The 16276-nt window shown below is 57.8% G+C and carries 13 protein-coding genes and 1 tRNA gene; 7 read left to right on the forward strand and 7 right to left on the reverse strand.

What is annotated here, in order from left to right; translation table 11 throughout:
• The first annotated feature begins 51 nt into the window (after positions 1–51).
• Entirely contained in the window at positions 52–933 is an 882-nt protein-coding gene (ppk2, locus tag ACQZ45_RS07150) for a polyphosphate kinase 2 (RefSeq protein WP_025592388.1), read from the forward strand.
• Positions 934–994: 61 nt separating this feature from the next.
• Here the strand turns inward: ppk2 and ACQZ45_RS07155 are convergent, their stop codons facing one another.
• Positions 995–2140 carry a hypothetical protein gene (locus ACQZ45_RS07155; RefSeq protein ID WP_025592386.1) on the reverse strand — a complete coding sequence of 382 codons (1146 nt, stop codon included), beginning with the start codon at positions 2138–2140 and terminating at the stop codon, positions 995–997.
• A gap of 255 nt (positions 2141–2395) precedes the next feature.
• Between ACQZ45_RS07155 and ACQZ45_RS07160 the strand changes: the two genes are divergently transcribed.
• From ACQZ45_RS07160 to ACQZ45_RS07175, 4 genes are all read left to right on the forward strand, one after another.
• Positions 2396–3358 (forward strand): NAD(P)H-dependent flavin oxidoreductase, encoded by a 963-nt coding sequence (locus ACQZ45_RS07160; protein ID WP_025592384.1) that lies wholly within the window; start codon positions 2396–2398, stop codon positions 3356–3358.
• Between the two features lie 137 nt (positions 3359–3495).
• Positions 3496–3571, forward strand: a tRNA-Thr gene (locus ACQZ45_RS07165).
• Positions 3572–3738: 167 nt separating this feature from the next.
• Complete coding sequence (locus tag ACQZ45_RS07170) at positions 3739–3897, forward strand: YqaE/Pmp3 family membrane protein (RefSeq protein WP_003514897.1); 159 nt, start codon at positions 3739–3741, stop codon at positions 3895–3897.
• Positions 3898–4224: 327 nt separating this feature from the next.
• A complete protein-coding gene (locus ACQZ45_RS07175; RefSeq protein WP_003514896.1) occupies positions 4225–4467 on the forward strand; it encodes a DUF982 domain-containing protein in 243 nt (80 codons plus the stop codon).
• A 66-nt stretch (positions 4468–4533) separates the two neighbouring features.
• Here the strand turns inward: ACQZ45_RS07175 and ACQZ45_RS07180 are convergent, their stop codons facing one another.
• The 6 genes from ACQZ45_RS07180 to ACQZ45_RS07205 form a co-directional block, all read right to left on the reverse strand.
• Positions 4534–4926, reverse strand: coding sequence for a PRC-barrel domain-containing protein (locus ACQZ45_RS07180; protein ID WP_003514894.1), 393 nt, complete (start codon positions 4924–4926; stop codon positions 4534–4536).
• Positions 4927–5053: 127 nt separating this feature from the next.
• The gene (locus tag ACQZ45_RS07185; RefSeq protein ID WP_003514892.1) at positions 5054–5935 is read right to left on the reverse strand and encodes a helix-turn-helix transcriptional regulator; all 882 of its coding nucleotides are present in this window, start codon (positions 5933–5935) and stop codon (positions 5054–5056) included.
• Positions 5936–6037: 102 nt separating this feature from the next.
• On the reverse strand, positions 6038–8227 hold the full coding sequence (locus ACQZ45_RS07190) for a TonB-dependent siderophore receptor (RefSeq protein ID WP_081308906.1): 2190 nt from the start codon (positions 8225–8227) through the stop codon (positions 6038–6040).
• A 172-nt stretch (positions 8228–8399) separates the two neighbouring features.
• Complete coding sequence (locus ACQZ45_RS07195) at positions 8400–10076, reverse strand: ABC transporter permease (RefSeq protein WP_013635412.1); 1677 nt, start codon at positions 10074–10076, stop codon at positions 8400–8402.
• A gap of 72 nt (positions 10077–10148) precedes the next feature.
• Complete coding sequence (locus ACQZ45_RS07200; RefSeq protein ID WP_025592309.1) at positions 10149–11165, reverse strand: Fe(3+) ABC transporter substrate-binding protein; 1017 nt, start codon at positions 11163–11165, stop codon at positions 10149–10151.
• Between the two features lie 154 nt (positions 11166–11319).
• Positions 11320–12369 (reverse strand): ABC transporter ATP-binding protein, encoded by a 1050-nt coding sequence (locus ACQZ45_RS07205; RefSeq protein ID WP_013635410.1) that lies wholly within the window; start codon positions 12367–12369, stop codon positions 11320–11322.
• Between the two features lie 353 nt (positions 12370–12722).
• On the opposite strand from ACQZ45_RS07205, the gene ACQZ45_RS07210 reads away from it, so the two are divergent.
• Together ACQZ45_RS07210 and pgi are read left to right on the forward strand one after the other, a co-directional pair.
• Positions 12723–14435, forward strand: a complete 1713-nt coding sequence (locus ACQZ45_RS07210; RefSeq protein ID WP_113291240.1) for a long-chain fatty acid--CoA ligase — start codon at positions 12723–12725, stop codon at positions 14433–14435.
• A gap of 127 nt (positions 14436–14562) precedes the next feature.
• Positions 14563–16188 (forward strand): glucose-6-phosphate isomerase, encoded by a 1626-nt coding sequence (pgi, locus tag ACQZ45_RS07215; RefSeq protein WP_111795021.1) that lies wholly within the window; start codon positions 14563–14565, stop codon positions 16186–16188.
• Positions 16189–16276: the final 88 nt, after the last annotated feature.

The following is a 16276-nucleotide window of genomic DNA, read 5'->3' on the forward strand; positions in this document are numbered from 1 at the left end:
TGAACTCATTGGCAGCGAGTTGCCTTTACACAACAACATCAGGAGGAAAGCATGGGCGAAGAAACGAAGAAGCGATCGGTGGAGATCACCATTGGCGGCAAGCTGCGCAGCTTCGACATCGACGATCCGGTTCTTCCCGACTGGGTGGAGGAGAAGAAGCTTTCCGCCGGAGATTTTCCTTACGACAAAAAGATGAAGCGGGAGGAATACGACGCCACCCTCGAGGCGCTGCAGGTTGAGCTGGTCAAGGTGCAGTTCTGGCTGCAGGCCACCGGCAAACGGGTGATGGCAGTCTTCGAAGGACGCGATGCCGCCGGAAAGGGCGGCGCGATCTTTGCGGCCCACGCTTACCTCAACCCCCGCTATGCCCGTGTCGTGGCGCTGACCAAACCAACCGAGACCGAGCGTGGCCAATGGTATTTCCAGCGCTATATCTCGCATTTCCCGACGGCTGGAGAATTCGTCCTCTTCGACCGTTCCTGGTATAACCGCGCCGGGGTGGAGCCTGTTATGGGCTTCTGCACCCCGGAAGAGCACAAGCGCTTTCTCAAGGAAACACCACGCCTCGAAAAGATGCTGGTCCACGAGGGTGTTCATCTTTTCAAGTTCTGGCTTGATATCGGCCGTGAAACGCAGATCGAGCGCTTCCATGACCGTCGCCACAGCCCGCTAAAATGCTGGAAGCTTTCCGACATGGATATCGCCGCGCTGACGAAGTGGGACGACTACACACAAAAGCGCGACGAGATGCTGGAAAAGACCCACACCGATGTCGCCCCTTGGACGGTGGTGCGCGCCAACGACAAACGCCGTGCGAGGGTGAACCTCATTCGCCACATCCTCACTACGCTTGATTACGACGGCAAGGACAAAAAGGCGATTGGCGAAATCGACGACAAGATTCTTGGATCAGGACCGGGTTTTCTGAAATAAGACTGGGAGACGTCAACAAGCGCCCCGGCTGCGGCGCTTGTTCCCTCTTCTTGCTGGATTCTTACTGACCCGGCAAAATGCGCACGGAGTACAGGTTCACCGGGCGGGCATTGCCATCGATATCGCTGTTGATGAAGATCTTGCCGGGCGCATTCGGGGCAAGCGAACGCTCGAACGTCGTGTTCAGCAGCATATCCGCACGCTCGGCCGTGGCCGTGAAACGGTGACGGGAGCAATCGCCCAACGTGGCGAAATCGCATGCTACGGAAACCTGCGTTTGCCGATCGCTGGAGGATTGCAGCGTGATCGAGATGGTCGAGGATTTACCCGCCATGTCGCGCATCACTTCCACCGGAACCTCGACGCTGATTGCGCCGTCCTGAGAGACGCTTCTCGACGTCACCCGTATCGCCTTGCCGGCGGGTGTGGCGATGTTCTCGACATTGGCGCGGGGGCCTGCCGAAACTCCGGAACTGCCGCGCTCCGCATTAAATACTTCCACCCAGTCGTCGGAAAAACCGCGGCCGGCGGAAAGGCTCGGCGCGGGCTCAGTACCGTTGAAGTCCTCCGCCTGGACTTGTGCCGGCGGATTGGGCACGCTGGTATCGCGCTGCTCCGGCGTGAGCAGCAGGCCTGAGGAATAGACCCACCAGGCGCCGAAACCGACAAAGGCCAGAAGCGATACGAGCATGAAAAGCCGGGCGAAAAGTCCGCGACGCTTGCGGCGGCCAACGGCACCTTCCGGACGAAACGCGAGCGAGGCGTCACCTGCGCTGGAGCCTCTTCTTGGCGGTTTTCCATTGCGATGTCCAGCACTCAGAGGTTCCGGAGCAGCAGCGGCGCCCGGCCGCACATCGCGCGTTTCGCCACGCAATTCCGGCTCGACGGCCATATCGCCGTGATGCTGCGATTGTGAGACGGGATCGACCGAGGGGCCGTCATGCGCCGCACTTTCCGGCACAGGCGGCCGCAACTGCTGCTCCACCCTGTCCATAAGACGGTTCCGCTCTTCATTCTCTATAACATGGATCAGGCTTTCGAGCCGCTGGCGCTGCTGGCCCACAATCTGCGGGTCGTCTATGCCCTGCTTGCGCAGGCCCGCTTCCAGTGCCTGACGGGACGATTGGTAAATTCGTGCACGAACTTCGGCGTTCGATCTGTCCGATTTTTCCAGAGCATTTCTGATTGCCGTTTCCAGTCCGCTCACGACCGATCCTTATTCTACTGCTCTTCGCAAAAAATATGTGGCAGTGCGCCATTGGTTTACGATTCGGTAACGGCTATGCCGCGCCTCCGCAAGCATCGTTTGCGATAAAGACCGGATTGCCTTGGGGAAAATCGATCCATTGTGGCGCTGCGAGCGCAGGTCTGCCGGGCCAGTACGACGCTGTTTTCGCTTTCAATCCGCTGCCGAACACGATATTGACTTACGTGCGCGTAAACGTAATCCGTGGGAGGAGACATGCTGCCGTCCGTGCTGAAAGACAATCTGCGTCTTCCGGTCATAGCGTCACCGCTATTCATTATTTCGCATCCGCAATTGACGCTGGCGCAATGCAAGGCGGGTGTCATCGGCGCTTTCCCGGCGCTGAATGCGCGGCCCGAAAGCCAGCTGGACGAATGGCTGGCAATGATCACCGAGGATCTAGCCGCCCACAACAGGGCCAACCCCGAGCGCCCGGCCGCTCCTTTCGCCGTCAACCAGATCGTACATATGTCCAACCGGCGGCTGGAACACGATCTCGGCCTCTGCGTCAAATACAAGGTGCCGGTCGTGATTTCCTCGCTTGGTGCAGTACCGGAAGTCAATGCGGCCGTGCATTCCTATGGCGGTATCGTGCTGCATGATGTCATCAACGATCGCCACGCCCGCTCCGCCATCCGCAAGGGCGCGGACGGGCTGATTGCGGTGGCAACGGGTGCAGGCGGACATGCGGGCACGCTTTCACCCTTCGCCCTGGTTCAGGAAATCCGCGAATGGTTCGATGGTCCCCTGCTGCTGGCTGGCGCCATCGCCAATGGCGGCTCCATCCTTGCGGCGCAGGCCATGGGCGCGGATATGGCCTATATAGGCTCCCCCTTCATCGCGACGCAGGAAGCCCGGGCCTCCGACGCTTACAAGCAGGCGATCGTGGAGGCACAGGCCAAGGACATCGTTTATTCGAACTATTTCACGGGCGTACACGGCAACTACCTGAAAAGCTCGATCGTCGCCTCAGGCATGGACCCCGACAACCTGCCGGAAGCGGACCCTTCCAAGATGGACTTCGAAACCGCCACCGGCGGCGCAAAGGCCTGGAAGGATATCTGGGGCGCCGGACAAGGCATCGGCGCGGTCAAGGTGGTGGAGCCAGTGGCTGACCTTGTCGATCGGCTGGTACGCGAGTATGAGGCAGCCAGACAGCGCATCTGCGCGAGAGGCTGAGGCCACCTATAAACAACGGGCAGGCAAAGCTTTTTTTCGGATTTTTCGAAACCCGCGCATTCAAGGCTTGAAATCCGTCAGCATTGCCTGTATCAGCCCGCCATGAAGCTGATCCGTAACAAACGGGTCACAATCGGGCCGCTTTAGCTCAGTTGGTAGAGCACGTCATTCGTAATGACGGGGTCACGTGTTCGAGTCACGTAAGCGGCACCATTTCTTTCTAAAAAATTCATTTCTGACACTGAGTTGCCTTTGGCGCGGCGTTGTCCACTGGCGGAAATCGTCATTTGGCGCTGCTGCTGCAATCATAAAACCTTTGAAACCAAACAGGCCTCCGCACGTTGAGCAGCAAGTCGCAATCAAATGGAAAGCCTGCCATCGTGGATGTCCTTCGTATTCTCATCGCCATCATCCTTCCGCCGGTTGGCGTGTTTCTCCAGGTCGGACTTGGCCTGCATTTCTGGTTGAATATCCTGCTCACGCTTTGCGGTTACATTCCCGGCATCATTCACGCGATCTGGGTGATCCTGCGCAAATGAGATTTGCGCGGCATATGATGGGACAACCATCAGATTCGCACAATATTTTAGTACGTGATTAAATTCGTAATACCGACTGGAACCTCATCTTCTCCCTCACGTTATGGTGATGACACCAGCTAAGGAGAAAATCATGAACCAGATCATCTACATCGTGGGCCTCGTCGTCATCGTTCTGGCGATTCTTTCGTTTTTCGGCTTTCGTTGATCACCGTTGTCAATTCGATCGCTTGCGCTTATTCTAATCAGCGGTAACACACGGCTGCGTTCATGGGTTGCTTTGCTGTCGGGTGTATTTCGGGATCGCGTTGCTCTGGGAGGTGCACGATGAAGAACGAGAGATGGACAGAGCCTGTCGAGGTCAATCTCGAGGCGAAGGGCAAAAGCGTTATCGCCGGCCCGTTCGAGGCACTGATGTTATTGACGGAAGGCTGGCCGAAAATTCGCGGATTGAGTTTCGTGAGAGCCAGAAGCGCCTGCCGCGCTGCGCTTGATGGACGCAAATCGCCGGAGGAAGCGCGAAAGTGCTTTACCGATGCGGTTTCCGAGATGCAGAAAAATCCGCACTGACCATATTCAGACGACAAATGGCCCCTCGAAAGGGGCCAATTTCATGATTGCTATATTTCGTTCGATCTACATCCAGTAAGGTGCGACGCCGTAGTAGTCGTAAACCTTGCGGTCTCGCGCATGCAGCAGGTCATCATCGTCCAGGTTGGCGAAGTGAGGCGCATTTTCGATCTGCTCTTTGGTAAGATCGATGCGATAGCCATCAAGCTCTTCGTCGTAATGGAGCTTTTCCCACGGCAGCGGATAATAGTCGTCGCCGATTCCGAAAAAGCCACCAAAGCTCAAAACCGCATAGGCGACACGGCCGCCGCGTTTTTCCAGAATGATCCGCTGGATCGAGCCGATATGCTTACCATCGGCGCCATAGACGCGCGTGCCTTCAACCTTGTCGCTGGCGATCAGGCTCGGTGTATCCTTGACGTAAGGGTCCTGCCCGGCACGGGGTTCTTGATGCAACATAACGTCTTTCCTCCTTGGTTTTTCCTCGTGAGTATTACGCCTGGTAAACCCCTCCACCAGAAATTCGTTCCGAAGCTTTTCGCGCGCTGCGGACTGAAGACGCGGATCAGGAGGCGCGGAAAAAGCCCTATTGGCGGATTTTTTGCCAGACGGAAGGAGAAACACCGACCATTTTACGGAAGACGCGGGAAAAATGCGCCTGATCCGAAAACCCGGCTGCGATGGCGATGTCGGTCAGCGCCATGTCGGTTCGCATCATCAGGTCCTTGACCCGATCGATACGCGCCTGCATCTGCCATTGATGCGGCGGTACGCCTGTCGACGCCTTGAAGGCGTGGCTGAAATGGGATTGCGACAGGTTGGTGAGTTCTGCCAGTTCCTCCAGCCTTATCGACCGCAGGCAATGTTCGCGAATGTAATCGGTCGCCGCCCTCAACTGCCAGGAGGCCAGCTTGCTGCGTTTTTTGACCGGCTCCCGCTTCACCTTGAGGAAATCCGTCAATAGCGCCAGCACGAGGCTTTCGCCGTATAGATCGTGCAAAGGGTCTGGATTATCACATTCGGCGGCGATCAGCCGCGCAAGCACCAGCAGGCGCTCATCCTCGAACATCAGGTGCGGATCGAGCAATCCGTGCGGATCGAACCCCTGCACCAGCCGCGCCCCCAGCAATCCCGCATCGAAGTGCAGATCGAGATGGCGCACGAAGGAAACATTGCTGAGTTCCGCATGTACGTCCAGGTCGGCCGGTACGAAGGAAATGCGGTTCGCTTCGGATGACGCGTAATTGTCGCGGCGGCTACGGTTCATCATGAACCGCCCATCATCCGTCCCATCCATATCAAGCAGGAAAACGAAACGCGGGTCCTTGCCGACATAGCGGCCACCCGCCTTCGATGCGCAACGCACGTCCCACAGATCGGCGACGATGCCGTTCCACACCCGCGAGCGTGGGCCGCCGATAACGGCAAAGCCCTCGATCTCATTTTCCATCCGAACGCGGAAAGCCATGGCCTCTCGATCCCGCAAGGCGCAAAGGCGCCCCTATAAACATGATAAGATTATTCATGTTTATAGGGGCAAACTATTTTTCCCGCAACTGCCAGCTACCCGTTACCACTTCTTGGAAAGCTTGAAGGTGATGGTGCGGCTGTCACCCCAGCCGCAAACCGAGACGCCGGCGCAACTCTTGACGTATTCCTTGTCGAAGACATTCGCGACGTTGACGGATGCCGTCCAGTCGTTCTTCTCGTAGCGGATCGCGGCATCGAAGACCGCAGCATCCGGAACACGCAGCGTGTTTGCCGCATCTGCCCAGGACTTGCCCTGATAACGCACGCCGCCGCCAATACTGAGACCTTCAAACGTATCATCGGTGAAGGCGTAATCCACCCAAAGCGACGCGGTGTGAGCAGGCACAATCCACGGAGATTTGCCGATCAGGTTAGGATTGGCGTCCTTGGTGATATCGAGATCGGTATAGGAATAGGAGGCAATGGTTTTCCAGTTGTCAGTGAGATTGGCCTTCGCCTCCAGCTCAAAGCCGGTAGACTCCACCTGTCCGAACTGGCCGCTCGTCGTTACGCCGCCGGCGGTATAGGAAACGATGGCGTTGTCCTTAACAAGCTTGAAGACAGAGGCGGTGATGCTGCCATCGAAGAAGGTCGGCTCGTATTTGATACCGGCCTCGAACTGATGTCCTTCCTCGGGTACGGCGGAGCTGCCATCCGCAAGTGTATCGATGAGCGGATTGAAGAAGGTGGCCGCCGAGACATAGGGCGTCAGGCCATTGTCGAATTCATAGGCAAGACCGGCGCGACCGCTCAGCGCATCGTCATTTGAGCGGCGAGACACACCCGCTGGCAGCCTGTTGTTCAGTTCGGTATCGACGTAATCGTAGCGCCCGTTCAGCGTTACCAGCCAGCCATCGCCGAAACGCAACTGATCCTGTGCATAGATGCCGATCTGCTGCTGCGTCACGACGTTATTGGCGTAGACGAAATTCGTTCCCTGCGTCGAACCATAGACCGGGTTGAGCGCACCGATCGCATTCGATCCGCAGCACGCCTGCACCTGATCCAGCTTGTAGTATTTATAATCGAGACCGAAGAGCAACGAATGGCTGACAGCACCGGTATCGAACTGGCCTTCGACGCGGTTGTCGACGCCGAAACTGTCGACCTTCGACAGGCCGTCATAACCAAAGCGGGTCAGCATATAGTCATTGGTGGTGGCATCGAGGATTGGCTGGCCATTGGCGTCAGTATTGGCCCAGCCGCCCGCATAGGGTCCGGTTTCATGCTTGTAGAGGTGGCCGTAGCGTGCGTTCTGGCTGATCTTCCAGCCATTGTCGAATTCGTGGCTGACTTCGTAACCCACCATGGACTGGTAGACGCGACCATTGTCGATATCAGGCTCGCCATAAAAGGCCTTGCGGTCCAGCTTGCCAAAAGGTGCGTCAACCACAGTGCCTACATAGGGCAGGAAGCCATTGCCGACATGGACCTGATCCAGCGCCGAGAAATAGCCGTAGAGCGTGGCACTGGTCTGAGCATCCGGCTCGAAGGTGATCTGCGGCATGATGAAGCCGCGCAGATCCTCGGAGTAGTCGGTGTAATTATCGCCGCCCGAGACCTTGCCGGTGACGCGGTATTTCCACACGCCCTCACCGTCAACCTTGTCGCCGAGATCGAAACCGAAGAAAGCATTGCCGAAATTGTTGATGCCGATTTCCGTTTCGCGGACTGGCTCATCCTGCGGGCGCTTGCGAACCATCTGCACGATGCCGCCGGGATTGGCGCCGCCGTAGAGCACCGAAGCCGGTCCCTTCAGCACCTCCACCCGCTCCAAACCATAGGCATCCATCTGGAAACCGCCGAAACCGTAGCTGAACAGGTTCAGCCCATCCAGAAACACGCCGGTCTGGGTTGCCTGGAAACCGCGAATGTAAAACCAGTCCGTATCCGGATCGGTGCCGAAAGGCTCCGCCGTTACGCCGGGCGTGTAACGCAGCACCTCGTCGATCTTGGTCACGACGCCGCGGTCATCCATTTCCTTGCGGCCGACGACCGATACGGACTGAGGAATGTCCTTCGTTTCCGTCTCAGTTTTCGAACCCGTCGCGCTTTTCTTCGCAACGTACCCCCGGACCGGACCAGTGGCGTTTTCCGCGCCCTGCCCCTCGACGGTGATCTCCCGCAGGACGGTCGTCTGCTGTGCGTGACCTACCAATGGCGCCATCAAAACAATGGCAGCCGTTCCCAAAGCCAGGCGGCCCAAAAACATCTCATGCAAATTTTTCAAGATATGCCCCGAAACAGATCACGGCCGACGTTTATATACGGCAGGCCGCAGCACCTCAATTAAGCTGAGTATTTACATCAGGATTAAGGCCGGATGCTTGTCGTTTTCTGGGCAGATTTGAAGCTTATTGGCTTCTCGCACAGTTTTGCGCCTGTCATTTATGGTGCAGGCGTCAGCTCTTGCGCCGCCCGATCCTTGCAAGCTGCATGACCGGCAGGATGCCGATGACGACGATCGCCAGTGCCGCAATCGACGCTTCCTCGTAGGTGCCACGCGCTGCCTCACCGTAAAGATGGGTTGCGAAAGTCTCAAAATTCAGCGGCCGCAACAGGAGGGTGGCGGGAAGTTCCTTGACGCAATCGACGAAGATCAGCAAGGCGGCGGCGGCCAGCGATGCCTTTGAAAGCGGCAGATGGATCTGTCGGAATGTCTGTGTTGCGGATCGTCCCAGTGTTCGCGAGGCGTGATCGAAGGATTGCGGGATACGGCTCAGGCCGGCATCAACGCCGCCAGCCGCAATGGTGAGGAACCGCGCCGAATAGGCGTAAATCAGGGCCGCACCGCTGCCGATGAAAATGAGGCCGGTGGATATGCCGAACCAGTCGCGCATGGTCTGGTCGACAAACCGGTCGAAGCCGCCAAGCGCAATCAGCACACCTATGGCGATGACCGTGCCGGGGGCCGCGTAACCTACCGTGGAAAGCCGGTAGGACCAGAGCGAGAAGCGTCCCGGAGCAAGGCGCATCGCGTAAGCGACCGCAAGGCCGAGGACGAGGGTGATCGCCGTCGCCAGTCCGGCAAAGAGGATGGTATTCAGAGCCTCATCGGCAAAACGGGACGACAGTCCGCTGAACCGGAAACGCTTCCATGCCTCGGTGACGAGATAGCTTGCCGGCGCCACGAAGCCGATCAGAACCGGCAGGCTGCCGAGCGCAAAGGCACCGCAAGCTTTAAGACCGGTGAGACGCACAGGCTCCAGTTCCCTGCTTTTCTGCGCCGACACGGTATAACGCTGCTTACGCCGCGCCCATCGTTCAAATGCCACGAGGGCAACCACGATGAATAACATGGAAAGCGCGATCTGCGCCGCACCTGGCAGGTCGGATTTCGTGACCCATGTGGTATAGACCGAAACGGTGAGTGTTCGGACACCAAGGAATTCCGATGCGCCGATATCGTTCAGCGCTTCCATCAGGGCAAGGCTGATGCCGACCGCGACGGCCGGGCGTGCCAAAGGCACCGCAACCTTGAAGAAAGCCGCGCGTCTGGAAACGCCAAGCGTGCGTGCTGCTTCAAGCAGGTTGCCCGCCTGCGTGAGGAACATGGCGCGCACAGGAATATAGACATAGGGAAACAGCACGAAACCGAGCAGGATGATGCAGCCCGTCATGGACCTTATGTCCGGCAGGCGGAATTCACGCGGGCTGGAATAGCCCAGCAGCCAGCGGATCGCCCCCTGCACCGGCCCGATCGGATGCAGGATATCGAGATAGGCGTAAGCGACGATATAGGTGGGCATGGCGAGCGGCAGCAGCAGCGCCCATTCCAGTATTTTGCGGCCGGGAAAATCATAGGCCGTAACCAGCCAGGCGGCAAATGTGCCGATAACACCGGCCAGCAACCCGACGCCGAGCATCAGAACTGCGGTATCCGGCAAAGCCGTCAAAATCACGCTGGAACCGAGATGGGACCACAGGCCATCAGACCCCTGCACCGCCTGCGAGACGAGTGCCAGAACCGGCAGCATGGCGCCGCAGACCGCTGCCAGAGACAGGCTCAGCCACCAGAAGGAGGATGAAAACCTTGGTCTTGCGCGGGGCATCAATGGCTGGACGGCGTCTGGATTCATGAGCTTCTTGAAAATACAGGGAAGGCGCCCGCGGATGCGAACGCCTTCCAACTTGTTGTCGCCAATTGGCCTTTACTGGTCGAAACCGACCTTGTCGACCAGCTCGCTCGCCTGTTTGCGATGAGAGACGATCTCCGTCAGCGACTTGTTGTCAACCTTCAGGGTGCCGAAGGAGGCAACGATGTCGTTGAGTGCTGCGCCCTGCCTGACCGGATATTCGAAGTTGGCTTCGGCATAGATCTTCTGGGCTTCGTCCGAAACAAGGTATTCCAGAAGCTTGACGGCTTCGGCCTTGTTCGGAGCGTTCTTGGCAACAGCCGCACCGCTGATGTTGACCTGCGTGCCACCATTCTTGAACGTCGGCAGAACGACCTTGATCGCGTCGCCCCACTTCACCTGCTCCTCGCCGCCCTTGCCCGAGCGCATCAGGCCGACATAATAGGAGTTGGCGATGCCGATATCGCAAATGCCACCGAGGATATCCTTGGCAACGTCACGGTCGCCGCCGCCTGCCTTGCGGGCCAGGTTTTCCTTGACGCCGGCAAGCCACTTTTCGGTGTCCGCTGCGCCATAGTGAGCGATGTAGTCGGCAAAGAGAGCCGTATTATAGGGATGCTGGCCGGCGCGAATGCAGATCTTGCCCTTCCACTTCGCATCTGCCAGGTCTTCATAGTTGAAGGAGGCAAGGTCGAGATCCTTCGCCGCATAGAGAACGCGGGCACGCATGGAAAGTGCGAACCAGTGGCCCTTGGCGTCGCGAAGTTCCGCCGGAATAGCCTTGTTCAGGGTTTCGGATTCAACCGGCTGGGTAACACCCTTTTCCGCGAGATCGACGAGATTGCCGGCATCCACCGTCATCAGCACGTCGGCAGGTGAGCTTGCACCCTCGCTCAGAACGCGCTCTGCAAGGCCATCCTTGAGGAATACGGTGTTGACCTTGACACCGCTGGAGGCCGTGAAGGATTCCAGCAGGGGCTGGATCAGGGCCGGCTCTCTCGTGGTGTAGATATTCAGTTCAGCAGCGCTGACTGATCCCGCTGCAAAAGTGACCGTGCTGGCAAGCAGGGCAAGTTTGGCAAATTTCGTCATGATGTGTCTCCCTCTTCGATGGCGCAATATAGGGGGAGCAAACATCATACATGACGTATCAAATCAAGTTTTATTTGGCCGGTTTCAGACGGGTTTCGATCACCAACAGTTGAAAATGGAGCGAAAATAAACATGCAAATCCGCTCATTCAACTTCAGGTAAATATCAGGACACCCTTCGGATCGATGCCGAAGCGCACGGCCTTGGTCTTGGCGGGTGTGCGCTGCATCGTCCTGACGCGCAGGTCGGCTGGAAGGCCGGGAACGGCTATGCCGAGCTGTTCGATCTCGCCGAGGAACACACGACTTGATATTTCGCCGGCAATCCCGTCTTTCGCAGCGCTGTCCTCGATGATCGAAATCGCATTGGGGCGAACATAGGCGGTGGCGGCAAGACCTTCCGCCAGACCGGACGCATCGCCCAGAGGCCCGAGCGGCGTTTCCACCCGCCCCTCCCTCACTCTGCCCTCGATCTTGTTGAAGGCGCAGAAAAAATCGGCGGCGTAGCGGCTTTTGGGATGATCGTGGATTTCGTAGCCCGTGCCGCTCTGGACGATACGACCGCGCTGCATCAGCACCACACGATCGCCGGCGGAAAGCGCTTCTTCCGGATCATGGGTGACCATGATCGCCGTCGTGCCCAGTTGCCGCAGGACGCCCAGCGTTTCCTCGCGCACAGTGTCGCGCAATCCCCGGTCCAGATTGGAAAAGGGCTCATCCATCAACAGCAGGCCGGGTTGCGGGGCAAGGGCGCGGGCGAGGGCTACGCGCTGCTGCTCACCGCCCGAAAGCGTGTGCGGATAGCGCTTGGCCAACTCCTGCAGATGAACGTGCTCGATCATCTCCGCAGCCCGGCGGCGGGCCTCGGCCTTTGGCAATGACCTGAGACCAAACATCACATTCTGTTCGACGGTGAGATGCGGGAAGAGCGCATAATCCTGAAAGACGAAACCGATATTGCGCTTTTCCGGTTCCACGAAACCAGCCGGACCAGCAACGACTGCGCCATTCACACAAACGCTGCCATGATCCGGCGTTTCCACACCCGCTATAATGCGCAGCAGGGTCGATTTTCCACAGCCGGAACGTCCCACCAGACAAATGATTTCGCCGCGTTCGACGGTCAGATCGATATCGGACAATACATCCGTATCGCCGAATCTTTTTCCGACCGATTTCAGTTCAAGCGCTGCGTTGCCTGCCATTTCCAATCCTGCCCTGCTTTACGAATTATGTTGATCGCTCAAATCAGGATTAAAGTCAAAAGGCGGGGAAAATAGGTTTCCATTCACGAGGTTGCGAGATGTTCGGCAGGAATATTGACGTTTACGTTAGAGTTAAATAGGCTTTGCCGATACGATGGACGTCAAGTGATTAGACGTCTATCATTCGTCATCGGGGAGCGGAGGAGCAGTCGATCCGGTGACGCCACATGAGGTTCCCTCAATCCGGCCATTACGCCGGTTGATTGGGGGTCTCATGATGATCAGGCAGCTTATAGCGCCTTTCATGCGTTCCATCGAACGCACGGCGCGACAGAGACTCTGGGAGGAGAAGCATGAGTGAATTGTCCCTGGGACATCCGGAAAATGTCAGCGCAGAGAAGCGCTGGCTGGCATCCTACCCGCCGGGCGTACCTTCCGAAATCCCCGCATCCGCCAATACCTCCCTTGTCGAACTTCTCGAAAAGAGCTGCGCGAAATTTGCCGACAGGAAGGCCTTTTCCAGCATGGGAAAGTCCCTGACCTACCGGGATCTGGATATCGAAACCCGCGCGGTGGCCGCATGGCTGCAATCCAGAGGGCTGGAAAAAGGCGACCGGGTTGCGGTGATGATGCCGAATATCCTGCAGAACCCCGTCGCCGTATACGGAATTTTGCGGGCAGGCATGATCGTGGTCAACGTCAATCCGCTCTATACGCCGCGCGAGCTGGAACACCAGCTGAAGGATTCCGGCTCAAAAGCGCTTTTCGTACTGGAGAATTTCGCCCATGTGGCGCAGCAGGCGGTGCCGAAAACCGCCGTCAGACATGTTGTCGTTGCAGCCATGGGTGATCTCCTCGGCCTCAAGGGACATATCGTCAATCTTGTGGTTCGCAAGGTGAAGAAACTGGTGCCGGCCTACGCTATTCCCGGCTCCGTCAGCTTCAAGGCCGTGTTGAAGGAAGGTCAGGGATTTTCCCTGAAGGCGGTCCGCCTCCTGCCGCAGGATATCGCATTCCTGCAATATACCGGCGGAACGACGGGCATTTCCAAAGGTGCGATCCTCACCCACGCCAATCTTCTGGCCAACAAGGCCCAGATAAGCCTGTGGCTGGATGCTGCTTTCACCCAACGCAAGGACCGTCCAGAAGTCCTCAACTTCATCTGCGCGCTGCCCCTGTGCCACATCTTTGCGCTGACAGTGAATTCGCTGATGGGCATCGCGCTTGGCGGCCATAACCTGCTGATCGCCAATCCACGCGATATTCCCGGCTTCGTGAAAGAGTTGTCGCATTATCGACCGCATATTTTTCCGGGTATCAATACGCTGTTCAACGCGCTGATGAACAATGAGGATTTCCGCAAGCTCGATCTGTCCTCGCTCATTCTTGTTCTCGGCGGCGGCATGGCGGTGCAGAGGCCGGTGGCCGAGCGTTGGCTTTCCATGGTCGGCTGCCCGATCGCCGAAGGTTACGGGCTATCGGAAACATCGCCTGTTGCCACCGTTAACAGACTCGATGCCACGGAATTCAGCGGCACCATCGGCCTGCCAATTTCCTCTACGGAAATCGACATTCGCGACGAGGAAGGCAAAAGCCTGCCGACCGGCGAGGTCGGCGAGATCTGCATTCGCGGGCCGCAGGTCATGGCCGGTTACTGGCAGAGGCCGGATGAAACCGCGAAAGCAATGACCGAAGACGGCTTCTTCCGTTCAGGCGACATGGGCTTCATGGACGAGCGCGGCTACACCAAGATCGTCGACCGCAAGAAGGACATGATCCTCGTTTCCGGTTTCAACGTCTATCCGAACGAGATCGAGGAAGTGGCCGCCAGCCATCCCGGCGTGCTGGAATGCGCGGCAATAGGGGTTCCCGACGAACATTCCGGCGAGACCGTCAAGCTTTTCGTCGTCAAGAAGGATCAGTCGCTGACGGAAGCGGAACTCAAGGCCTTCTGCGCCAAAAGCCTGACAAACTACAAACGGCCGAAAATCATCGAGTTCCGAACGGAGCTGCCGAAATCGAACGTCGGCAAGATCTTGCGGCGTGAGTTGCGCAATCTGAACTGAAGGACGAGAGCCGGGTAACCGGCTCTTTTCTTTTCTCCCAGTCCATTTCTTTTACCGAAGTCGCCTTGATTTGGTCGCCTGAAAAAGAATAGTTTCCTCATCCTTCCAGGAAGCCGAGGAGCACGAGATGCAGGCCACCATCGAAAAACTGAAAGCAACGGCAAGCAGCACAGCCGCAACCGATCTGCGCGCTGCTTTTGCGGCCGACGACAAACGATTCAGCCGTTTCAGCGCCAAATTCGATGACCTGCTGATGGACTATTCCAAATGCGCTGTTAATGACGAAATCGTCACGCTTCTCGAACAGCTGGCGCGCGACGGTGGCGTCGAGGCAAAGCGCGAGGAGATGTTCTCCGGCAAGGCGATCAATTTCACCGAAGATCGTGCCGTGTTGCACACCGCACTGCGCAATCGCTCCAACACGCCGGTTCTCGTTGACGGCAAGGATGTGATGCCGGATGTGAACGCCGTTCTTACCGCCATGGGCAAGTTTGCCGACGCCATTCGCTCCGGTTCCCTGAAAGGTGCGACCGGCAAGAAGATCACCGACATCATCAATATCGGTATCGGCGGCTCCGATCTCGGCCCCGTCATGGCGACGCTGGCGCTTGCGCCTTTCCATGATGGTCCGCGTGCGCATTTCGTCTCCAATATTGATGGCGCGCATATTGCCGACACGCTGAAGCTCGTTGATCCCGAGACCTCGCTCTTCATCGTCGCCTCCAAAACCTTCACCACAATCGAAACGATGACGAATGCCGCGACCGCACGCCGTTTCATTGCCGACAAGCTGGGTGAAGAGGCTGTGAAGCACCATTTCGCCGCCGTTTCGACAGCATTGGAAAAGGTTGCCGCCTTCGGCATCGAGAGCGATCGCATCTTCGGTTTCTGGGACTGGGTTGGCGGACGTTATTCGATCTGGTCGGCTATCGGCCTGCCGCTGATGATCGCCATCGGGCCGGAGAATTTCGGAAAGTTTCTGGATGGCGCGCATGCCATGGACAAGCATTTCCGCGAGGCGCCGATCCGTGAAAACCTGCCGATGCTGCTCGGTCTCATCGGATTTTATCACCGCAACGTGCTGAACTATTCCACGCGGGCGATCCTGCCCTATGACCAGCGCCTGTCGCGTTTTCCTGCCTATCTGCAGCAACTCGACATGGAATCGAACGGCAAGGGCGTGACGATCGACGGGACACCTGTCGAAGGCCAGTCCGGCCCGGTCGTCTGGGGCGAACCCGGCACCAACGGCCAGCACGCCTTCTACCAGCTCATCCACCAGGGCACGAGCGTCATTCCGGCGGAATTCATGATCGCCGCCAACGGTTTCGAACCAGAACTGCGCCATCAGCACCAGCTTCTCATCGCCAATTGCCTGGCGCAGTCGGAAGCCCTGATGAAGGGCCGCACGCTGGCTGAGGCGAAAGCCCAGCTCACCTCCAAGGGCATGGAAGACAGCCAAGCCGATTTCATCGCGCCGCACCGCGTTTTCACCGGCAACCGCCCGTCCATTACCTTCGTCTACGACAAGCTGACGCCATTTGCGCTTGGCCGTCTGATCGCGCTCTACGAACACCGCGTCTTCGTGGAAGGCGTGCTGTTCCGCATCAACTCCTTCGACCAGTGGGGTGTGGAGCTTGGCAAGGAACTGGCAACCGGCCTGCTTCCCGTCGTTGAAGGCAAGGAAAGTGCAGCCGGCCATGACAGCTCGACACAGGGTCTGGTGAAGGCGCTGTCGGGACTGGCGGGGTAAAATTCTTGCTCCCTTGATAATTACGAAAGCCGGAAGGAAACTTCCGGCTTTTTCAATTCAACATCGATGGAACGCCGATTGGAGGCAC

The sequence above is a fragment of the Agrobacterium sp. 16-2014-1-2a genome (assembly GCF_053522705.1).

Coding starts and splice junctions, on each gene's coding strand:
- ppk2 (WP_025592388.1), top strand. CDS start 52: ATGGGCGAAGAAACGAAGAAGCGATCGGTGGAGATCACCATTGGCGGC.
- ACQZ45_RS07160 (WP_025592384.1), top strand. CDS start 2,396: ATGCTGCCGTCCGTGCTGAAAGACAATCTGCGTCTTCCGGTCATAGCG.
- ACQZ45_RS07175 (WP_003514896.1), top strand. CDS start 4,225: ATGAAGAACGAGAGATGGACAGAGCCTGTCGAGGTCAATCTCGAGGCG.
- ACQZ45_RS07180 (WP_003514894.1), bottom strand. CDS start 4,926: ATGTTGCATCAAGAACCCCGTGCCGGGCAGGACCCTTACGTCAAGGAT.
- ACQZ45_RS07185 (WP_003514892.1), bottom strand. CDS start 5,935: ATGGCTTTCCGCGTTCGGATGGAAAATGAGATCGAGGGCTTTGCCGTT.
- ACQZ45_RS07195 (WP_013635412.1), bottom strand. CDS start 10,076: ATGAATCCAGACGCCGTCCAGCCATTGATGCCCCGCGCAAGACCAAGG.
- ACQZ45_RS07200 (WP_025592309.1), bottom strand. CDS start 11,165: ATGACGAAATTTGCCAAACTTGCCCTGCTTGCCAGCACGGTCACTTTT.
- ACQZ45_RS07205 (WP_013635410.1), bottom strand. CDS start 12,369: ATGGCAGGCAACGCAGCGCTTGAACTGAAATCGGTCGGAAAAAGATTC.
- ACQZ45_RS07210 (WP_113291240.1), top strand. CDS start 12,723: ATGAGTGAATTGTCCCTGGGACATCCGGAAAATGTCAGCGCAGAGAAG.
- pgi (WP_111795021.1), top strand. CDS start 14,563: ATGCAGGCCACCATCGAAAAACTGAAAGCAACGGCAAGCAGCACAGCC.